The organism is Streptomyces sp. NPDC058371 (assembly GCF_042723265.1).
Lineage (GTDB): Bacteria > Actinomycetota > Actinomycetes > Streptomycetales > Streptomycetaceae > Streptomyces.
Genome location: NZ_JBHXJC010000017.1, coordinates 136,458 through 155,683, shown reverse-complemented (window position 1 = coordinate 155,683; position 19,226 = coordinate 136,458). Strand labels below are relative to the sequence as shown.

The following is a 19,226-nucleotide window of genomic DNA, read 5'->3' as shown; positions in this document are numbered from 1 at the left end:
CTCCTGTGCCGGCGGCCTCGCCGTGACGTGCGCCGAGCCGGACCCCGTAGTTGAACATGTTCAAAACGGGGGACTACGCTGGTGCCGAGCGAAGCCGAGGGGGGCTCGATGAAGGTAGTGCTGCCCGGGGGAACCGGACAGGTGGGCACGATTCTCGACCGTGCGCTGACGGCGGCCGGCCATGAGGTCACGGTAGTGACCCGGCGCCCGGTGCGGGCGCATGACATCGGCTGGGACGGGGCGACGCTGGGCCGTTGGGCCGCGGCCATCGACGGCTGCGATGTCGTGATCAACCTGGCCGGGCGCAGCGTCTCCTGTCGCTACACCGCCGAGAACCTGCGGGCCATGATGGATTCGAGGGTGGATTCGGCGCGGGTGGTCGGCGAGGCGATCGCCGCCGCCGCGCGGCCACCGCGTGTCTGGCTGCAGATGAGTACGGCGACGGTCTACGCCCACCGCTTCGACGCGGCACACGACGAGGCGACCGGTGTGATCGGCGGCTCGGAGGCCGGGGTGCCGGACTACTGGGCGTACAGCGTCGAGATCGCGGAGAACTGGGAGCGGGCGCAGGCCGAGGCGCCGACTCCCGCGACCCGCAAGGTGGCACTGCGTTCGGCGATGGTCATGAGCCCGGATCGCGGCGGTGTGTTCGACGTACTGTCGCGGCTGGCGCGACTGGGGCTGGGCGGTCCGGTGGCCGGGGGCGCGCAGTACGTCTCCTGGATCCATGACGAGGACTTCGTACGCGCCGTGGAGTTCCTGATCGCCCGGGACGACCTCGAAGGACCGGTGAACCTCGCCTCGCCCGAACCCCTTCCGCAGCGCGATTTCATGCGGGCACTGCGCACGGCCTGGGGCGTCCCGGTGGGGTTGCCGGCGACGCGCTGGATGGCCGAGTTGGGGGCGTTCGCGCTGCGCTCGGACACGGAGCTGCTGCTCAAGAGCCGTCGGGTGGTGCCGGGCCGGCTGCGCGCGGCCGGGTTCACCTTCGCGCATCCCGAGTGGGAGGGGGCCGCCACGTCCCTCGTACAGCGGGCCAGGCTGCTTCGTGCGGCATCGGGTCGGGCCCGTCCGGCGAGCAGCCACGCCGCGTAGGCCGGCCACGCTGCGCAGACGACCACACGAAGTGCACCAGAGCCGTCACCGGCTGAGGCCGGACCACGCGCGCATGCCCATGGAATGCGTAGTTGCTCCTGTCTTCGGCTGACCAGGATCGGGCGGTCGGGTCGGGCGAAATGAGCGGGCATCGACGACGCGGATCATGTCAGGATGCTCGGCATGTCTGATCGCGCACGGAGTTTCGGAGCAATGGCGGAAGCGTACGAACGGTTCCGGCCGGGGTATCCCGCGGCGCTTTTCGACATGGTGACGGCGTACGCGGGTCAGCCGATTCGGACTGCTCTCGAGATTGGCGCCGGGACAGGCAAAGCGACCCGCCTGTTCGCCGAACGGGGAGTTGCGGTCACGGCGACCGAGCCGGACGGGGCCATGCTCGCCGAGCTGCGCAAGCACGTACCTGCAAGCGTCAGGACGGTGCAAGCCGCGTTCGAGGACTTGCGACCGGGCGAGAGGTACGGGCTGGTCTACGCGGCAGCGGCGCTGCACTGGACGAACCCGGAGAGCCGTTGGTCCCGTATGGCCGCGCTGGTCGAACCCGGTGGCGTGTTCGCCTCGTTCGGCGGCCCGCTCCGACTGGCCGACCCGGCTGTGCGGGAAGCTGTCCGCGCGGCCCGAGCGGCGTTCATGGAGAGTGACGAGATTCCGTCCCCGGACGGGACGCCTGAGGGGCATCACATGCAGTGGCCGGGAACGGAGCTCCAACGGTCCGAGTGGTTCACCGGCGTCCAACAGTCGGTGATCGAGCGGCGCTTGACGATGAGCGCTCGCGACTACGTCGGCCAGTTGTCGACCATCTCGGCCTATCTCGTCTTGCCGACCTCGGAGCAAGAGCAGGTGTTCGACCAGATCATGCGCGTTCTGCCCACGACGGTCGAGGTCGAGGCCGACCTCACCGTCCATCTCGCGCATCGGCGCTACGAGTAGGAGCACCTGGCGGGAGCAGCGGCTGTCAGCGAAGTTGCCCTGGCCCCCGGTGTCGGCCGACGCAGGTCAAGGGACGAGGTGCAGGAGTTCCATCAGGTTTCCGCCCAGCACTCGATCGCGGATCTCGCCCGGCGATGTGACCCGCTCCACCGTGGCACGGGCGAGGAGGGGGTCGCCGTACGGGGCGTCCGAGCCGAAGAGGGTGCGGGTGGGCAGTTCACGGATGGCGAGTCGTACGGCGAAGATGATGTTCGCCGTGGACAGTTCCAGGTAGAGATTCGGTGTGATGCGGGCCAGTTCGATCGCCTCCATCCAGTGGTCTCCGGCCAGTTGGCTGATCACCAGTGGGACCCTTGGATAGCGGGCCGCAAGGGCGGCCAGAGTACGCAGGTCCGCTGCCGTCGTGGGGGCGTACCCATGGACGACGACCGGAAGGTTGGCGTGGTCGCGCGCCGCTTGAAGCACCGGCTCGACCAGGGCCGCCTGGTTCGGGGGCGGAGTGAGTTCCCCGATGCCGTACAGTTCGCGGCCGGCCACCTCGTTCGCCACCCAGGCCGCGGTCTCGGCAGCCGGGCGTCCCAGCGGGACGGAGCCGAAACCCAGGAAACGACCGGGATGGGCAGCCAGGGCCTCGTCCAACTCCCGCCACGCGAGGGCGTATCCATCGTCCGCGGCTGGGTCCACCGGGCCATCGCTCCCGGCCGCCAGCGCACGGCCCAGCACACTCATCTCATGACGGAGAGAAGCCAGGTCCGTCGCCCGTTCCGGATGAGGGCGGGTGGGGAACAGGACCGTACGGTCCACCCCCGCGTCATCCAGCGCTGACAGATGGACGTCGACCGGGTCGTGGACGTGGCTGTGGGCATCAATGATCACGTGAGCCTCCAATGGCGCCGCCGCCGAAGGAATTCGGGCGGCGAGAAGCAGTGTTGAGCCCTGACACCGTTGGAAGGTCAAGTGAGAGGGGTACGCCCGTGTTGATCGGCGAGCTGGCCAAGCGGACCGGGACCAGTGAGCGGCTGCTGCGCTACTACGAGCGAACGGGACTGCTCCGGCCGGAACGGCTGTCCAACGGCTATCGCTCCTACGCCGACTCCGACGTCACCGCCGTGGGACGCGTCCGCGCCCTTCTCGCGGCCGGACTGCCCACCCGCGTCATCCGCCAGGTGCTCCCTTGTACCGTCGGCACGGCCGTCGTACGACCGTGCCCCGGCATACTCGACGCACTGCGCCACCAGCAACGCGCCCTCGACCAGCGGGCCGCCGATCTCGAGATGGCCCGTCAGGCGCTGCAGGAGACCATCGCCGAGGCGGAGGCGCGGCAGTCACTCGCAGGCGTGGAGAGCGGCGTACGCGCCGCATCACCTCCGAGAGGAGAGGCGGCGGGCACGACGGCCCGGTAACGGGCCTACGCCGGAGGACAGCGAGCCGAGAACGAAGGGGCCGGCCGGCCTGCGGCTGTCCGCGGCGGGACGGGCCCGCCGCGGACCTCAGGTCTCGGCGGGCGACCATCGCGCGCCGCGTCGCATCAGCAGGTGAGGTTCGCGCCGGGCGCGGTGTGCAGGATGCGGGTGAACGCGAGGTAAAGGTCCACCCGGTGCTGCATCTGGTCGGGGCGGCCGCCGTTGCACTCGGTGGAGCCGTTGAGGCTCCAGATCGTCTGTCCGAAGCCGTGCCTGCCGATGATCGCGTCGTGCCCGGTCATCGTCCCGGGACCGGTCTGGGTGTTCCAGTACCACAGCGCGGTCATCCAGGCCACGGCCGGATCGGTCTCCACCAGCCACGGGTTGTTGAGCAGGTCGAGGCCCAACGCGTCGCCGGCGGCCTTGTAGTTGAAGTTCCAGCTCAGCATGATGGCCCCGCGCCCGTAGTACGCGGAGGTCCCGGCCGGACAGCCGTAGGGCTGGGTGGCGTCGCAGAAGATCGGGTAGGTCTCCTCGTTCTGCGCGCGGACGTAGAACAGACCGCCGGTCTCGTGGCTTATGTTGGCGAGGAAGGCTGCGGCCTCCTGCTTGCGGACGGTCCGACTGCCGGTATGAGCGAAGGCGGGGTACGCCTCGGTGGCTTCGAGCAGCCCGTCGTACGTGTAGAAGGAGTTCCGGTCCGGGAACATGCGCTCGAACTGGGCTTCGCTCACAACGAATCGGGAACCGTGCCGGCCGGGGGTAGCAGCCTGAACGGGGGCGGCGGCCGTGAAGAGCAGTCCGCACAACGCCGCCAAGGCGGCCAGCATAGTCCTGCTTCTGGACCTGACCATGAGTCATCTCTCCTGAATGCCACGGGAGTTGGTGGCGATGGGGGGGTGATCGATCGACAGGGCTACCCCTTCCCAGCCCCGGACCGTCCTAGGCACGGTTCCCGGTGTACGTCCCGCTCGGCGGCGTCCGCCTTCAGCTACCGGAGGAGTCCGTCCTCGGCGCACTTGCGCTGGTCCGGCGCGGGAAGCCAGAGCGGGGGGGCCATGTCCTTCGGGAAGCGAGAGCACCGTCGCTCCAGGCAAGAACCGGGCGATCGACGGCACCTGGGAGCGTGTCTTCACCGCATTGCTTGCCCAGGCCGATGCCGAGGAGGACTTGGACTGGGTGGTCGCGGTGAAGGCCACACTCGTCCGCGCACACCGGCACGCCGCCAGGGCCCGCAGAAAGGGGGCAAGGCGCGTGAGCCGGACGATCACGGAATCAGACGCTCCCGCGGAGGACTGACCACCAAAGTCCATCTTGCTGCCGACAGTGAGTGTCGGCCGTTGGCCTTCGTCCTCACCCCGGGACAGTCCGGGGACGCACCCGCCTTCGAGACCGTGATGAGAGCACTGCGAGTGCCCCGGCCAGTGGGGCGCCCCCGCATCCGGCCGGTGACGGTCCTCGCAGGCGAGGCGTACTCCTCCCGCGCAATCCGCGCCCACTTGCGAAGGCGAGGGATCAGGGCAGTTATCCCGATCCCCGCCGACCAGAGAGCTCGCCGCAAACGGCGCGGCCGCCAAGGCGGCAGACCGCCCGCCTTCGACCGCGAGGCGTACAAGCAGCGCAATGCAGTCGAACGGTGCATCAACCGTCTGAAGCAATGGCGAGGCATCGCCACGCGCTACGAGGAGACCGCCACGGTCTACCTCGCCGGGCTTCACCTCGCAGGCATCTTCCTCTGGTCCGCACGCTGATCAGATCGGCGCGGCCTAGCATCACCTGCCATGAACACTGTGATCGTGACCGTCGGGCTGGCACTCGTTGGCTACTTGGCTACTTACCTCAATGGTGTGCGACTGGCCCAGCGACAGGCTCGTCTGGCGCGCGTCAACCTGCAGCTGAGCGACTTCTACGGGCCTTTGTTCGCGATCATGGAAGCCAACAGCAGGACCTACGACTCCTTCGCTGAGAGGTACGCCCGACCCGACGGCCGCGATCCCTTCGACCACGACGAACCCCCCACGGAGCATGAGCTCGCCGAGTGGCGCACATGGGCCACCACCGTCTTCATCCCCAACATTCAGGCGATGCGCGACGTGGTGGTCACCAAGGCCGATCTCCTCATAGAGCAAGAGATGCCTCCCGCCCTCCTCCAGCTCTGCGCACACGTGTCCGGCTACGAGATCACCGCTGCACGATGGGCACAGGGCCACTACGAAGAGCACCTGTCGGGCATACCCTTCCCCGGCCGAGAGTTGAGGGAATACACCCGCAAAGGATTCACGCACCTCAAGAACGAACAGGCGCTTCTGCTCGGCCACACCGCCAGCGCGGGGCACCTGCCCAGGCTGCTCGGCCGGCGGCGATGAAACCAGGCCAGCGGTCGCGAGCCGTCACTGCACTGGCCATCATCCATGCCAGGCGCCAGCTCGATGATCCTCAAGAAACGCCCTAGCCTCGGCCATTCTTCCGGGGTCATCTGCCTGTGGGTTCGGCGAGGCATCGCCATCCGCTGTTTGACGCCCGCACCAATCTACGTGGCTGAACTCCGCGTGGCCGGCAACCCCGAGGCAGGGCGATGACAAAGCCTTGGTGATCTTGTAGGTGTGCAGGTCAAGGATGTGCGGTAGGCGGGTCAGCTCAGTTGAGGAGTTTCGCGAGCCGGGCCATCTCGGTGAGCGGGTCGATCACCGGCTGGATGAGGAGTTCGTCGACGCCGGCCTGTTCCAGGGTGGTGATGCGGCCGAGGACGTCGTCGCGGGTGCCGACCAGGGCCAGGGAGTTCATCAGCGAGGGCAGAACCAGGTCCCGGTCCTGCGGTGCGATGCGTCCGAGGTAGTTGGGGTAGAGCTTGGTGTGCCGGTCCGGCGCGGTGGCGGTAGTGCCGCGCCGGTCGAGGAGCCGCCGCACCGCCTCGCGTTCCTCGGGGCCGAGTTGCTCGGCGAAGGCGGGTGTGTCGGCGGCTGTGTCGGCGGCGAAGGCCAGCAGCGACAGGACGAGGTGGCCTGTCGCGTCCCGAGCCGCGTCGCCGTGGGGGTCCTCGTCCTCGTCGAGTAGATGGAGCGAGGTGACCACGTAGGAGCCCGCGTAGGAGTCGGTGGCACGGGGTGCGCCCTGGGAGGCGTGGCGGCGGGTGTCGTGCAGCGCGTGCCAGGCGGTGGGGTCCAGCAGGCCGAAGGAGATGAGGCCGGTGCCGCGGCGGCCGGCGACGGCGGCCGCCTTCGGTCCGAGCAGCGCGGCCACGACGAACTCGATCGGGTCGGCGGTGTTCACGTGCGCCCCGGCGTGCAGGAACCGGATGTCCCGGACCCGGTCACCTTCGCGGTGCTCGGTCGAACGTCCGGCGCACAGGTCCTGCAGTGCGACGATGAAGTTCTCCAGCCTGGCCGCCGCGGTCGGCCGCATGCCCAGGGCGCGCCGGGCGGTGTTTCCTGTGCCGACTCCGCAGATGATCCGGCCCGGTGCCAGGGCGTTGAGGCTGGCGAGCCCGCTCGCGGCGGCTGGGGCCGAGCGCAGCGCCGGTGAGGTCACGCCGATGCCGAGCCTGATGCGGCTGGTGGCCTTCGCACACAGGCTCAAAGCGACGAAGGGGTCGCCGTGGACCATTGGGGTGTCGTTGACCCAGAAACTGTGCAAGCCCAACTCTTCGGCCCGCACGGCGAGGTCCTCCACACCGGGCTGCGCGGCGACAACGACGCCTGCACGCATCGAGACCTCCAAGGTGTGAGGATCGAATCGAACCTGCTCAGCATGGCAGGTCCCGGCGCAGGGGCGGAGGAGTCGTGTGATCTTGTAGCGCCGCAGGGCGGGGTGTCCGTGCTTGACGCAATGAAACCCCGTTCATGCAGGTGACCTTCCCAATTCGTCTGCCTGCAACGGAGCTTGGATGAGCCGCAAGCCTGCCATGCCGTGACTCGTCAAGGCCCTGCCGCCGCACCGGGTGGCGGCATGACCCTGACGGAACAGCTGGCGAGGTTGCCAGACCCACGCCGTAGGCGGGGAGCACGTTCTCCGTTCGTGAGTGTGGTGCTGATTGCGGCGTCCGGGGTAGTGGCCGTCGCCCGCTCATACACGGCGATCGGGCAATGGGCCGCTGCGGCCCCTCAGACCACCCTGACCCGGCTGGATACTCGGGTCGTCGAGTCTATGAAAAACGATCTGGCCGTCGACAACCGCATGGAGAAAATCAAGATTACAAGCCTTTGCCGATAGACCCTCAAGCCATTCATCTCCGGAGGTCCAATTGATCGGAAGTCGCGACTTGGGCCACTTCCCCAGTAGTTCCTGTGCGAGCTGGAGGCCCTCCACGGCAATATCAACTGAGCCACTTGCCGCAGGGATGAGGACGCTATCCTCAACTTCATTTACCGCAGGCGGGCCACCTTGGAGCTGCTGAGAGACCGCAAAGCCACGGTCGGGAAGTATGCATCGCCCGAGGTGGATCGGTCGAGCGTGACCCCTTGAAGCACAGGGCCAGTACGCCTAAGCAGTCTCAGAGGCCGCCAGACATCGAAACCCGGGTACAGAGCCGCCCAGTCGTTAGTAACCCGCTTAACGGTCGCTGTATCCACCTTGCTCACGGGTTTCACCTCCACTGCCAGATTCACGCCTGGGAAGTTTAGGACATTCTTGTCCGCCTGCCGCTTCCCGACCCCTTGACCGGGATTCTTGTACGGCGGCGAGGGTGTGCGGGTGTCGCACGTCCATAGCGGGCAGGCGGAGTTGGGTGTCGACGCGTGCGGCCGGGGCACCGACCAGGTAGCCCCAGGCACCGCCGACGGAAGCGGATCCGGTGCCGACGGGGAGCGACAGACGCCCGGCCGCGACTGGAGCTGACCGCTCAGCTCAACCAGGGCATCTCCGATGGGCCAGACCCAAGCCGACACGAACGAGTCTCTCCGATCGGTCACATTTCTCCGTCGCGGTCCGTCAGAGCAGTGACGGCACAGCAACATGAAAGCCCTGAGGAGATGGCGATGGAGACACGTTCGATCACGGCCGAGGTCAGTATGGTTCCCCGGATGGCCGAGGACCCTGCGGAGCTCGTACCCGAACTGGCGGCCGTGTCGGCGGCGCTGTTCAAGGTCACCGGCAACGGTTCGGTACCGCGTTCCACGATCAGCCTGGTACAGCTGCGTGCCGGTCAGATCGTCGCCAGTACCTACCTGACCGTTCTGCACACGGGCTTCTTGCGCAAGGCCGGGGAGTCTGAGGAGCGCATCACGTCGGTGGCTTCCTGGCAGGACTCGCCGTACTTCACCGGTGCGGAGCGTGCCGCGCTGGCACTGGTGGAAGCCGTGCTTCAAACGCCTGCGAACGGCGAGCGGGTCTCTGACGAGCTGTACGCCCAGGCAGCAGAGCACTATGAGGCCAAGGCACTTGCCACCCTGATGTTCGCGATCGGCCAGGTCAACTTCTTCATCGCCGTGGCGCTCATCGCCAAGCCGGTGCCCGGCCGGTCGTTCACCGACCCGTGGAAGTGAGACCGCTCGGGTAGGGATCGACGTTCGGATCCCGGGCGGGATCCGAACGGGCCGGCCCGCGGCCCCATCGGCCGAGCCAGGGATACGCCGCTGCGCCTGACACCGTTGGCGTCAGGCGCAGCGAGCACCAACTCGGCCTGCTTCAGAGGCGTAACCGGGCCTACTTCAGTGGCGGCCCGAGCCGGACGATGGTGTCGCAGTCCAGGCCCTGTTGGTACTGCGTCGAGCCTTTTGCCGGGACGAGTAGCGAAACAGCCGGAGAGGCTGTCGTGTATCGGGCCGGTGACCTTGACCCGGGCCACGTAGTACACGTGGGAACCGGTCTTCGCCTTGATGGTCACCGGGTGGCCGGCGTAGGTCCGCACCTTGAACAGATCGCCCATACTGCTGTCGTCGTCGGTGCGGGCGAAGACGACGTTGCCCTCGGTCTCGTCGCCGTCGAAGGCCCGGTACTCCATTACCTTCAGCCCCTTGGGAATGTGGGTGAACTCCGCCCGGGTGAGCTGGATGTCCTCACTGGACCTGTTCCACGGCAGCGGCAGTCCCGCCCAGTACTCGTCACCGACCTGGGCATGTTCGTAGCCGACGTTCCCGGCGGACTGCATGCCTCCGTCCGGGGCATGGCCCTCACGGGCTCCGCCCATGGGCCCGTCAGCTGTGGCCGGCCAGGAGGTAGGCGGTTCCCAGGGCCAGCAGGACCGCGGCGATCAGAGCGGCGTTCCTGCGCCTAGTTGGAGTAGAAGACGCCAGGATGTTCATCAAGTGCCCCCGTTCTTGCCCCGGATCAGATGTGTGGCGTTCCGCCGGGGCCCAGCCGCTACTTGTACTCGCGGCGCTCAATCCCGTATCTCGTATCTCGTATCCCGTATGAGCGAGACGCTCCCCCGCCCGTCGGTCACCGGCTGTGGCGGCGGACTGCATCGAGGAGCTGGTCGATGTCGTCCGCACTGTGGGAGAACGCGGTGACGAACCGGACGATCCCCGGTTCCCAGCGGTCGTGGTAGAAGGCGTAGCCCTCGGCGAGGAGTCCCTCGGTGACCTGCTGGGGCAGGCGACAGAAGAGGATGTTGGCCTGCGGCGTGGCCAGCAGACCGGTGCCGGGGATGGCCTTGAGGCCGTCGCCGAGCCGGGTGGCCATCGCGTTGGCCTGGCGGGCGTTGTGCAGCCAGAGGCCGTCGGTGAGGTACGCGTCGATCTGGGCGGTGTTGAAGCGCATCTTGGAGGCGAACTGGCCTGCGCGCTTGGCGCGGAAGGCGAGTTCGGTGGCGAGTGCGGGGTCGAAGGAGACGATGGCGTCGGCGGTCATCGCGCCGTTCTTGGTGGCACCGAAGGACAGGACGTCGATGCCGGCCCGCCAGGTCATCTCGGCCGGAGTGGCGCCGAGATGGTCCAGGGCGTTGGCAAAGCGAGCGCCGTCCATGTGGACGCGCAGTCCCGCGTCCTTCGCGATGGCGGACAGCCGGCGGATCTCCTCCAGGGTGTAGACGCTGCCGCTCTCGGTGGCCTGGCTGATGCTCACCACGGACGGCTGCACGCTGTGCACGTCACCGGCCCGGCGGCGCACCGCCGTCTGCAGCGCTTCGGGGTCGATCTTGCTGTCGGGGCCGGGCACACCGACGAGCTTGGCGCCGTTGGTGAAGAACTCCGGAGCGCCGCATTCGTCGGTGTTGATGTGGCTGTCGGGGTGCGAGAGCACGCTGCCCCAGGGCGGGGTGAGGGCGGCCAGGCTCAGGCCGTTGGCGGCAGACCCGGTGGAGACCGGGAAGACATCGACGTCCCGCTCGAAGATCTCGCCGAGCCTGCGGCGGGCGCTGTCGGTGAAGGGGTCGTTGCCGTACGGCAGGACCTGCCCGGCGGCCGCGTCGGCGACGGCCTGGGCTAGCTGCGGGGATGCTCCGGCCATGTTGTCGCTGATGAAGGCACGGCTGGAGGGGGTGGTGGCGATGGTGGTGGTGCTCATGCGGGGTCTTCCTTGGTCTCAGGTGCCGGCTCTCAGGTGCTGGGGCTCAGATGCCGGATCTCAGCGCCGGGTCCCAGGCGCCGGACCTCAGGCGCCGGATGTCAGACGCGGGGGCCCAGATGCCGGATGTCAGGCGCCTGGCCCTCGGTGCTGGGTCCCAGGTGCTGGATCTCAGGTGCCGGATCTGACGCGCCGGATCTCAAGTGCTGATCGGGGAAGCGAACACGACGGTGATGTCCACTTCCTCGGCACCGGTGCGGTAGAAGTGAGGGGCGTCCCCGGCGAAGGCGAGCATGTCGCCGGGGCCGAGATCCTGCGGGGCTTCCACAGGGCCCGCGGTGACGTGCCCGGTGGCGATGAGCAGGTGCTCGATCGTGCCGGTGGCGTGCGGAACGCCGGGCAGCTCCGTCTCGGGCGGAATGCGCAGCCGCCAGATCTCCAGACTGTTCCCGCTGCTGATGCGGCGCAGCAGTTCCCGCGAGACCTCGCCGGGCTCGATGTCCGTGCCGGGCCGGAAGACCGGCCCGGTGTCGGCCTCGCGCGCCAGCAGGTCGGCGATCGGGATGCGCAGTGCGATCGCGATCGCGTCCAGTGTGTCGATCGTCGGGTTGCCGTTGCCGGCTTCCAGCTGCGACAGCGTGGCCTTGCTCAGCCCGGCCCGCCGGGCCATCTCCGCGGCACTCATGCCGCGTTGCTGGCGGCGCAGGCGGATCTTCGCGCCGACCGCGGCTGCGGTACTGCTCACCGGCTGGCGGCCGGACGGTGGGGGCGTCATCAACGGCTCCTGTGCGTTGCAGTGTAGGACACGCGAATACGGCCCTTCTTGACCTTCAGAGTCGGCAGCACCACTTCGGCCAGGTCGCCGAGGTCGATCCGGGCTCGCACCCTCTGTCCCTCGACGAGAGGCGCATGACTTCCGCCCTGGGGTGCCGTCGCCACGACCAGCCCCGATTCGCGGTACCGAACCGGGGTGATCTCCGTGTCCTCCAGCCACCCTCGGTCGGCGGGCTGGCCCCCGCCCTGCGGATGGAACAGGCAGTGCTCGACGGCCGCCCATGGCCTCCCGTCCCGTTCGCCGACAGCGATCACCCGCGTATCGACCTGCTCCAGGTAGGTGTCATCGAGGTAGGTGCCGACCTGCGCGCCTATCCGAAGGGCCTCAATCGCAGAATAGTGAACCTCCCGTTCGTTTTACTGAACGCACCCAACATGCGGGGAGGCGATTGCCCACGCTGTGAGGCCCTGCGCGCGGACCGCACCCAGGATCGGTACACGCGCCCAGCCACGCAGGGGCCTTGATGACGTCCACGCCGTCCATGCCCGGCAAGCCATGGTCGAGTACGACGATATCGGGCCGGCCGGACGCACGTACGTAGCGGACCCTGCGCCCGACGGAGCCTCCACCACCAGTACCCGTGTCATCGGTGAGCGCCTTTCCTGCACCGGGGGCCGGGAGCCGGGGACTGAACCTGCTTCATGGCAGCGGGAATTGGCGAGGCAAGGTGTCTCCCCGTCCGCCAACTCCCGCTTGATGCACGTAACGCCATCAGCTGTTCGCCACGAGTGTCTTTAGCGCGCTGTTGAGTTCAAGGACGTTGACGGTGGGCTCACCGATGAAGCCGAGGGTACGGCCGTCGGTGTGCTCGTCGACCAGCTTCTGCACCTGGGCGACGGACAGGCCGTTCTTCTCCGCGATCCGGTGGACCTGGGTGTCCGCGTACTGCGGGGAGATGTCCGGGTCCAGGCCGGAGCCGGAGGACGTCACCGCGTCGGCAGGCACCTGGGACGGCTTGACCGTGTAGCCGTTCACCGAGTTGTCCTTGATGACCGCGGCCTTGGCGTTTTTGACCCACTTGATAAGGTCGGCGTTGTCACCGGCACGGTTGGTCGCGCCGGACAGGATCAGCTTGTACTGGGTGTTGACGCTGTTGGTGCCCAGCCCGTTCTGCGGACGACCCTGGAACCACATCAGGTCGGGCCCCGGGGTCTCCTGGCCCTTCTTCAGCGGCAGGTTGTACGCCTGGCCGATGAGCGAGGAGCCGACTACCTTGCCGTTGGACTTGATCTCCGACCCGTTCGCCTTGTCCGAGAACAGGCCCTGGGCGACACCGGTGATGGCGAGCGGATAGATGACTCCGCACACCAGGGTGAGTACCAGAAGTGCTCGCAGGCCTGCCCAGAGCAACCGGGCGGTGTTCGTAACCGAGTTGTTCATGGCGATCAGCACGCTTTCAGGGAATTACAGCCCGGGGATGAGGGAGATGAGCAGGTCGATGATCTTGATGCCGATGAACGGGGCGATCAACCCGCCCAGGCCGTAAATGCCGAGGTTGCGCCGCAGCAGGCGGTCCGCGCTCACCGGCCGGTAGCGCACGCCCCGCAGCGCGAGCGGCACCAGCGCGATGATGATCAGCGCGTTGAAGATGACCGCGGAGAGAATCGCGGAGTCGGGCGAGGACAGGTGCATGATGTTGAGCTTGTCCAGGCCCGGATAGACCGCCGCGAACAGCGCCGGGATGATCGCGAAGTACTTGGCGACGTCGTTGGCGATGGAGAACGTCGTCAACGCGCCCCGGGTGATGAGGAGTTGCTTGCCGATCTCCACGATCTCGATCAATTTGGTGGGGTTGGAGTCGAGGTCGACCATGTTGCCGGCTTCCTTGGCTGCCGACGTACCGGTGTTCATGGCCACACCCACGTCCGCCTGGGCCAGCGCGGGCGCGTCGTTCGTGCCGTCACCGGTCATCGCAACGAGCTTGCCGCCGGCCTGCTCGCGCTTGATGAGCGCCATCTTGTCCTCGGGGGTCGCCTCGGCGAGGAAGTCGTCGACACCCGCCTCGTCGGCGATCGCCTTGGCCGTCAGCGGGTTGTCGCCCGTGATCATGACGGTCTTGATGCCCATCCGGCGCAGCTCGTCGAACCGCTCGCGCATTCCGTCCTTGACCACGTCCTTGAGGTGGATGACACCGAGGATCCGTGCGCCGTCGGTGTCCTCGACGGCGACGAGCAACGGCGTACCGCCCGCCTCGGAGATCCGGTTGGCCAGCATGTCGGCATCCTCGGACACCTCCCCGCCCTGCGCCCGCACCCACGCGATGACCGAACCTGCCGCGCCCTTGCGGATCCTGCGTCCGTCGACGTCCACACCCGACATCCGGGTCTGGGCGGTGAAGGCGATCCATTCGGCGCCCTCGAGCTCGCCCTGGTGACGCTCGCGCAGTCCGCACTTCTCCTTCGCCAGTACGACGATGGAGCGGCCCTCGGGCGTCTCGTCGGCCAGCGAGGAGAGCTGTGCCGCGTCCGCCAGTTCGGGCTCGGGGGTGTCGGTCACGGGCACGAACTCGGAGGCTTGGCGGTTGCCGAGGGTGATGGTGCCGGTCTTGTCGAGGAGCAGGGTCGACACGTCGCCGGCGGCCTCGACCGCCCTGCCGGACATGGCCAGTACGTTGCGCTGGACCAGGCGGTCCATGCCCGCGATGCCGATCGCGGAGAGCAGCGCGCCGATGGTGGTCGGGATCAGACAGACCAGGAGGGCCACCAGGACGACCATGGTGAGGTGCGTACCCGCGTAGTCGGCGAACGGCGGCAGCGTGGCGACCGCGAGCAGGAAGACGATGGTGAGCGACGCGAGCAGGATGTTCAGCGCGGTCTCATTGGGGGTCTTCTGGCGCGCGGCGCCTTCGACCAGAGCGATCATCCGGTCGATGAAGGTCTCGCCCGGCTTCGTCGTGATCTTTATGACGATGCGGTCGGAGAGCACCTTCGTACCGCCGGTGACGGCCGAGCGGTCCCCGCCGGACTCGCGGATGACCGGGGCCGATTCACCGGTGATCGCCGACTCGTCGACCGAGGCGACACCCTCGACGACGTCACCGTCGCCGGGGATGATGTCGCCCGCTTCGCAGACCACCAGGTCACCGACGCGCAGTTCGGTCCCGGGCACCTCCTCTTCCACCGAGCCGTTGAGACGGCGGGCGACTGTGTCGGTCTTGGCCTTGCGCAGGGTGTCGGCCTGCGCCTTACCGCGACCCTCGGCGACCGCCTCCGCCAGGTTGGCGAAGAGCACGGTCAGCCACAGCCAGGCGCTGATCGCCCAGCCGAACCAGTCGCCCGGGTCCTTGAAGGAGAACACGGTCGTCAGCACCGAGCCGACGAGGACGACGAACTTCACGGGTGACTTGACCATCACCCGCGGGTCGAGCTTGCGGCAGGCGTCCGGCAGCGACTTCAGCAGCTGCTTCGAGTCGAACAGACCCGCGCCGACCCGCCCTTCGCCCTTGTGCCCCGCGGGCACGTCGCTGTGCGGCGCCCGAGTGGAGGTGGTCGTGGACACGGCGTCCTCTTGCTTCTCTATCCGAGTGGTCATGACGCCAGCCCCTCGGCCAACGGACCAAGCGCCAGCGCCGGGAAGTAGGTCAGACCGGTGATGATCAGGATGGCGCCGACCAACAAGCCGGTGAACAGCGGCTTTTCGGTGCGCAGGGTGCCCGCGGTCGCCGGCACCGGCCTCTGTTCGGCGAGCGAACCGGCCAGCGCCAGCACAAACACCATCGGCAGGAAGCGCCCGAGCAGCATCGCCAGCCCGATGGTCGTGTTGAACCACTGCGTGTCCGCGTTCAGACCGGCGAACGCCGAGCCGTTGTTGTTCGCGCCGGACGTGTAGGCGTACAGGATCTCCGAGAAGCCGTGTGCGCCCGAGTTGGTCATCGAATGGCCCGGGGTCGGCAGCGCCATCGCGGCCGCGGTGAACACGAGCGCCAGCGCCGGTGTGATGAGGATGTAGCACGCCGCGAACTTGATCTCGCGGGTGCCGATCTTCTTGCCCAGGTACTCGGGCGTACGGCCGACCATCAGACCGGCGATGAACACCGCGATGATCGCCATGATCAGCATGCCGTAGAGACCCGAACCGGTACCACCCGGCGCGATCTCACCCAGCTGCATGCTCAGCAGGGTGATTCCGCCGCCAAGGCCGGTGAACGAGGAGTGGAAGGAGTCCACCGCACCGGTCGACGTCAGCGTGGTCGCCACCGCGAAGATCGACGAGCCGCCGACGCCGAAGCGGGTCTCCTTGCCTTCCATCGCACCGCCGGCGATCTGGAACGCCGGGCCGTGGTGGGCGAACTCCGTCCACATCATCAGCGCCGTGAAGCCGACCCAGATCGTCACCATCGCGGCGAGGATCGCGTAACCCTGCTTGAGCGAGCCGACCATCCGGCCGAAGGTCCGCGTCAGCGCGAACGGGATCAGCAGTATCAGGAAGATCTCGAAGAGGTTGGAGAACGGGGTGGGGTTCTCGAAGGGGTGGGCGGAGTTGGCGTTGAAGTAACCACCGCCGTTGGTGCCCAGCTCCTTGATCGCCTCCTGCGAGGCGACCGCGCCACCGTTCCACTGCTGCGAGCCGCCCATGAACTGGCCGACCTCGTGGATCCCGGAGAAGTTCTGGATCGCACCGCATGCGACGAGCACGATCGCGCCGATCACCGAGATCGGGATCAGGATGCGGACGGTGCCGCGCACCAGGTCCGACCAGAAGTTGCCGATCTCACCCGTGCGGGAGCGGGCGAAGCCGCGCACCAACGCGACGGCCACCGCGATGCCCACCGAGGCGGAGACGAAGTTCTGCACCGCCAGGCCGCCGGTCTGCACGACGTGCCCCATGGCCTGCTCGCCGTAGTACGACTGCCAGTTGGTGTTCGACACGAAGGACGCGGCGGTGTTGAACGCCTGGTCCGGGTCGATGGACTTGAAGCCGAGCGAGCCGGGCAGGTGGCCCTGGAGCCGCTGAAGGAGATAGAGGAAGAGAACGCTGACTGCGGAGAAGCCGAGGACACTGCGCAGATACGCGGGCCAGCGCATCTGGGTGTTCGGGTTGGCGCCGATGCCCCTGTAGATCCACTTCTCGACGCGCAGGTGCTTGTCGGACGAGTAGACCTTGGCCATGTAGTCGCCGAGGGGACGACAGGCGAGCCCCAGGGCCACGATCAAAGCGAGCATCTGGAGCACACCCGCAAGGACGGGACTCATATCGCTTCTCAGAACCTCTCCGGGAAGATCAGGGCGAGGACGAGATAGCCCAGCAGGGCGACGGCCACGATCAGGCCGACGAGGTTCTCGGCGGTCACAGCTTCGTCACCCCCTTGGCGACGAGGGCCACCAGCGCGAACACAGCGATCGTGGTGACGACGAAGGCCAGATCGGCCACCGTGAGCTCCTAGAAGAGGTTTCTAAATGGAACGGACGGTTAGAGGAAACCGCCTCTCCGGCCGGATTCCGCCGCCGTTGACGCCTCCCATACGCAGGCCCCTGTGCCCTTGACGGAACTCATACGGCGGGCTCATCCATCTGCCCGAACCTCCCCCCATCCGCCTGAACACGCCGATGACCTGCACCGACGAGGTGCAGGTCACCGGGGATACGGCATCAGACACGGCGATCACCTGCCGGTACGACGCGATGGGCACCGCGAGCAGCCCGGCGAGGGCGAGCGTGACGGGCAGGGTGAACCCGAGGCCGTCGGCACCGGTGACGGTCGGCGCGAGGACCATCACCGCGGGCCGTAACGCCTCCGAGGCCATCACGTCGACTTTCGCCAGAACAGGTGGTGCGTCACGCCGCTCGGGCTGGGTACGACCTCAAGGTGGAACCGGTCGAGCAGCTCATCGGGTGACTCCCAGAGTCGCACTCCGGACCCGAGCTTCACCGGCGAGACCGCCACATGCATGGTGTCGACGAGGTCGGCGTCGAGGAACTGCCGGATGGTGGTAGCCCCGCCGCCGAGTCGGACGTCCTTGCCCTGCGCCGCCTCCCGGGCCTGCTCGAGGACCGTGGCCGGGTCGCCCTCGACGAAGTGGAACGTGGTGTCGGAAAGCGTGAACGAAGGCCGCTTGTGGTGGGTCATGACGAACACCGGGGTGTGGAACGGGGGCTCGTCACCCCACCAGCCGAGCCAGGCATGGTCCTGCCAGGGCCCGCGCTGGGGTCCGAACTTGTTGCGGCCCATGATCTCGGCGCCGACGTTGCGGGCGTAGTCGCGCGTGAGGTAATCATCCAGGCCCCGGCTCCCCCCGGGGTCGGTACGCCCGGGCCAGCTCGCTGTGGCACCGGCCCAGGCGAACAGTCTTTCGGGCTCGACGACTTGACCGAATGGCCTCGTGAGGGTCTGGCCCTCACCGGCACCGATCCCGTCGCTCGAGACGTTGAAGTTCTGGACTCTCAGTAGCTGAGCCACGTGTTCCTCCTGTGTTGTCGACAGCGGTGGTGAGACTTGCCGGGCCGGGGGAAACTCATCGCTGTGTCCGTGACCGATCAGCAACTGGGCTATCCACTGTTCCGACCTGAGAGTCTTGCGCGGTTTGGACAGTCTCCTGTGATGAGGGACCGTCCGCGACGACCAGGCCGAGCGACGGGCCTGGCGCCACCGCGCAGCCGGTCTGACGTCATCGCTGAGGCCGCTCCGCGACGTCTTGGGATGGCTGTCTCGGTTGCGTAGGCTCGGTGCGGTGACGGACCCCATCGACATACTGCTGGCCGCGTACGACGCGCAGATGCGATCAGTACCCTCGACGCTCTCTGCCGGAGTCAGATGTGAACGGGACGGACCGCTCCTGCGAGTGGTGGGATATTTCTGCGGTTTCGTCATAGGTCCGCGCGACATCGGGCTGAGCGGCGCCGACCTCGACCGGCTGATCGTTCGTCAGCGCGACTACTTCGCCGAGCGCGGTGAGCCGGTCGAGTGGAAGACCCGCGGGCATGACACACCGGCAGACCTCACCGACCGCCTCCGAGCGGCGGGCTTCAGCCCTGGGGAAACACAGACGGTCCTCATCGGCCGCGCGGCCGACACAGCCACTGAGCCCGTACTGCCCGACGGCGTCGCGCTGCGCCGTGTCGCTGAAGATGCCGACATTCGCCGGATCGCGACCATGGAGTCCACCGTGTGGGGAATGGACTGGCGTCAGCTCCACGGCTTCCTGACCGGGCAGATCGCGGCGGCACCGGGCAACATCGCCGTCCTGGCGGCAGAGGCTGACGGCCAGGTCGTCTCCGCTGCGTGGCTGGTCATGAGCCCCGGAAGCGGCTTCGCCGGGCTCCGGGGCGGTACGACGCTTCCGGCGTGGCGGGGCCGCGGAATCTATCGAGCTCTGGTGGCCGCCCGAGCCCAACTCGCCGTGGCGCGGGGCGTCGAATACCTGCACGTCGACGCATCCCAGGACAGTGCCTCGGCCCTGCAGCGACTGGGGTTCCGCGCTGCGACCACGACCACGCCGCACGTCTGGACGCCGCCCGGCCTCTAGCGGTGGAGCACCGGAACGCACCGATGCCCCCCGACGGACGTCT

19 protein-coding genes and 2 pseudogenes are annotated in these 19,226 nt (G+C 67.8%); 8 read left to right on the top strand and 13 right to left on the bottom strand.

Going from position 1 to position 19,226, the window contains the following annotated elements; all coding sequences use genetic code 11:
- The first annotated feature begins 108 nt into the window (after positions 1-108).
- Both ACFWM2_RS35195 and ACFWM2_RS35190 read left to right on the top strand, forming a co-directional pair.
- Positions 109-1,095, top strand: a complete 987-nt coding sequence (locus tag ACFWM2_RS35195; RefSeq protein WP_383288558.1) for a TIGR01777 family oxidoreductase — start codon at positions 109-111, stop codon at positions 1,093-1,095.
- 213 nt (positions 1,096-1,308) lie between these two features.
- Positions 1,309-2,043 carry a class I SAM-dependent methyltransferase gene (locus ACFWM2_RS35190; RefSeq protein WP_383288555.1) on the top strand — a complete coding sequence of 245 codons (735 nt, stop codon included), beginning with the start codon at positions 1,309-1,311 and terminating at the stop codon, positions 2,041-2,043.
- A 66-nt stretch (positions 2,044-2,109) separates the two neighbouring features.
- Here the strand turns inward: ACFWM2_RS35190 and ACFWM2_RS35185 are convergent, their stop codons facing one another.
- Positions 2,110-2,919, bottom strand: coding sequence for an amidohydrolase family protein (locus ACFWM2_RS35185; protein WP_383288552.1), 810 nt, complete (start codon positions 2,917-2,919; stop codon positions 2,110-2,112).
- Positions 2,920-3,017: 98 nt separating this feature from the next.
- Here ACFWM2_RS35185 and ACFWM2_RS35180 point away from each other — a divergent pair, with 98 nt between their 5' ends.
- Complete coding sequence (locus ACFWM2_RS35180) at positions 3,018-3,446, top strand: MerR family transcriptional regulator (RefSeq protein WP_383288549.1); 429 nt, start codon at positions 3,018-3,020, stop codon at positions 3,444-3,446.
- A gap of 125 nt (positions 3,447-3,571) precedes the next feature.
- On the opposite strand, the gene ACFWM2_RS35175 is transcribed toward ACFWM2_RS35180, so the two are convergent.
- Positions 3,572-4,276 carry a chitinase gene (locus ACFWM2_RS35175; RefSeq protein ID WP_383288546.1) on the bottom strand — a complete coding sequence of 235 codons (705 nt, stop codon included), beginning with the start codon at positions 4,274-4,276 and terminating at the stop codon, positions 3,572-3,574.
- Between the two features lie 128 nt (positions 4,277-4,404).
- Between ACFWM2_RS35175 and ACFWM2_RS35170 the strand changes: the two are divergent.
- A pseudogene (locus ACFWM2_RS35170) lies at positions 4,405-5,197 on the top strand (IS5 family transposase).
- A gap of 30 nt (positions 5,198-5,227) precedes the next feature.
- The gene (locus ACFWM2_RS35165; protein ID WP_382547255.1) at positions 5,228-5,812 is read left to right on the top strand and encodes a hypothetical protein; all 585 of its coding nucleotides are present in this window, start codon (positions 5,228-5,230) and stop codon (positions 5,810-5,812) included.
- A gap of 271 nt (positions 5,813-6,083) precedes the next feature.
- Here ACFWM2_RS35165 and ACFWM2_RS35160 read toward each other — a convergent pair whose 3' ends face one another.
- On the bottom strand, positions 6,084-7,151 hold the full coding sequence (locus ACFWM2_RS35160; protein ID WP_383288543.1) for an LLM class flavin-dependent oxidoreductase: 1,068 nt from the start codon (positions 7,149-7,151) through the stop codon (positions 6,084-6,086).
- Between the two features lie 240 nt (positions 7,152-7,391).
- On the opposite strand from ACFWM2_RS35160, the gene ACFWM2_RS35155 reads away from it, so the two are divergent.
- Both ACFWM2_RS35155 and ACFWM2_RS35150 read left to right on the top strand, forming a co-directional pair.
- Complete coding sequence (locus ACFWM2_RS35155) at positions 7,392-7,655, top strand: transposase family protein (RefSeq protein WP_383288540.1); 264 nt, start codon at positions 7,392-7,394, stop codon at positions 7,653-7,655.
- 764 nt (positions 7,656-8,419) lie between these two features.
- Entirely contained in the window at positions 8,420-8,926 is a 507-nt protein-coding gene (locus ACFWM2_RS35150; protein WP_383288664.1) for a carboxymuconolactone decarboxylase family protein, read from the top strand.
- An 895-nt stretch (positions 8,927-9,821) separates the two neighbouring features.
- Here the strand turns inward: ACFWM2_RS35150 and ACFWM2_RS35145 are convergent.
- From ACFWM2_RS35145 to ACFWM2_RS35100, 10 genes and pseudogenes are all read right to left on the bottom strand, one after another.
- Complete coding sequence (locus ACFWM2_RS35145) at positions 9,822-10,886, bottom strand: threonine aldolase family protein (protein WP_383288537.1); 1,065 nt, start codon at positions 10,884-10,886, stop codon at positions 9,822-9,824.
- A 199-nt stretch (positions 10,887-11,085) separates the two neighbouring features.
- A complete protein-coding gene (locus tag ACFWM2_RS35140) occupies positions 11,086-11,661 on the bottom strand; it encodes a helix-turn-helix domain-containing protein (RefSeq protein ID WP_383288534.1) in 576 nt (191 codons plus the stop codon).
- Entirely contained in the window at positions 11,661-11,975 is a 315-nt protein-coding gene (locus ACFWM2_RS35135) for a hypothetical protein (protein WP_383288531.1), read from the bottom strand. Before ACFWM2_RS35135 ends, ACFWM2_RS35140 begins: the two co-directional genes overlap by 1 nt.
- A gap of 171 nt (positions 11,976-12,146) precedes the next feature.
- Positions 12,147-12,252 (bottom strand): annotated as a pseudogene (locus ACFWM2_RS35130) (DNA-binding response regulator); the annotation flags it as partial.
- A gap of 180 nt (positions 12,253-12,432) precedes the next feature.
- Complete coding sequence (locus ACFWM2_RS35125) at positions 12,433-13,101, bottom strand: potassium-transporting ATPase subunit C (RefSeq protein ID WP_383288528.1); 669 nt, start codon at positions 13,099-13,101, stop codon at positions 12,433-12,435.
- Positions 13,102-13,125: 24 nt separating this feature from the next.
- Entirely contained in the window at positions 13,126-15,252 is a 2,127-nt protein-coding gene (gene kdpB / locus ACFWM2_RS35120) for a potassium-transporting ATPase subunit KdpB (RefSeq protein ID WP_383288525.1), read from the bottom strand.
- Positions 15,249-16,913, bottom strand: a complete 1,665-nt coding sequence (gene kdpA / locus ACFWM2_RS35115; RefSeq protein ID WP_383288522.1) for a potassium-transporting ATPase subunit KdpA — start codon at positions 16,911-16,913, stop codon at positions 15,249-15,251. Before kdpA ends, kdpB begins: the two co-directional genes overlap by 4 nt.
- A gap of 8 nt (positions 16,914-16,921) precedes the next feature.
- Positions 16,922-17,011, bottom strand: coding sequence for a K(+)-transporting ATPase subunit F (kdpF, locus tag ACFWM2_RS35110; RefSeq protein WP_365250598.1), 90 nt, complete (start codon positions 17,009-17,011; stop codon positions 16,922-16,924).
- Between the two features lie 102 nt (positions 17,012-17,113).
- Positions 17,114-17,464 (bottom strand): hypothetical protein, encoded by a 351-nt coding sequence (locus ACFWM2_RS35105; RefSeq protein WP_383288519.1) that lies wholly within the window; start codon positions 17,462-17,464, stop codon positions 17,114-17,116.
- The gene (locus ACFWM2_RS35100; RefSeq protein ID WP_383288517.1) at positions 17,464-18,117 is read right to left on the bottom strand and encodes a dihydrofolate reductase family protein; all 654 of its coding nucleotides are present in this window, start codon (positions 18,115-18,117) and stop codon (positions 17,464-17,466) included. The genes ACFWM2_RS35105 and ACFWM2_RS35100 overlap by 1 nt, the downstream gene beginning before the upstream one ends.
- Before the next feature lie 316 nt (positions 18,118-18,433).
- Here ACFWM2_RS35100 and ACFWM2_RS35095 point away from each other — a divergent pair, with 316 nt between their 5' ends.
- Positions 18,434-19,183: a GNAT family N-acetyltransferase gene (locus ACFWM2_RS35095; RefSeq protein ID WP_383288661.1), complete on the top strand. Its 750-nt coding sequence runs from the start codon at positions 18,434-18,436 to the stop codon at positions 19,181-19,183.
- Positions 19,184-19,226: the final 43 nt, after the last annotated feature.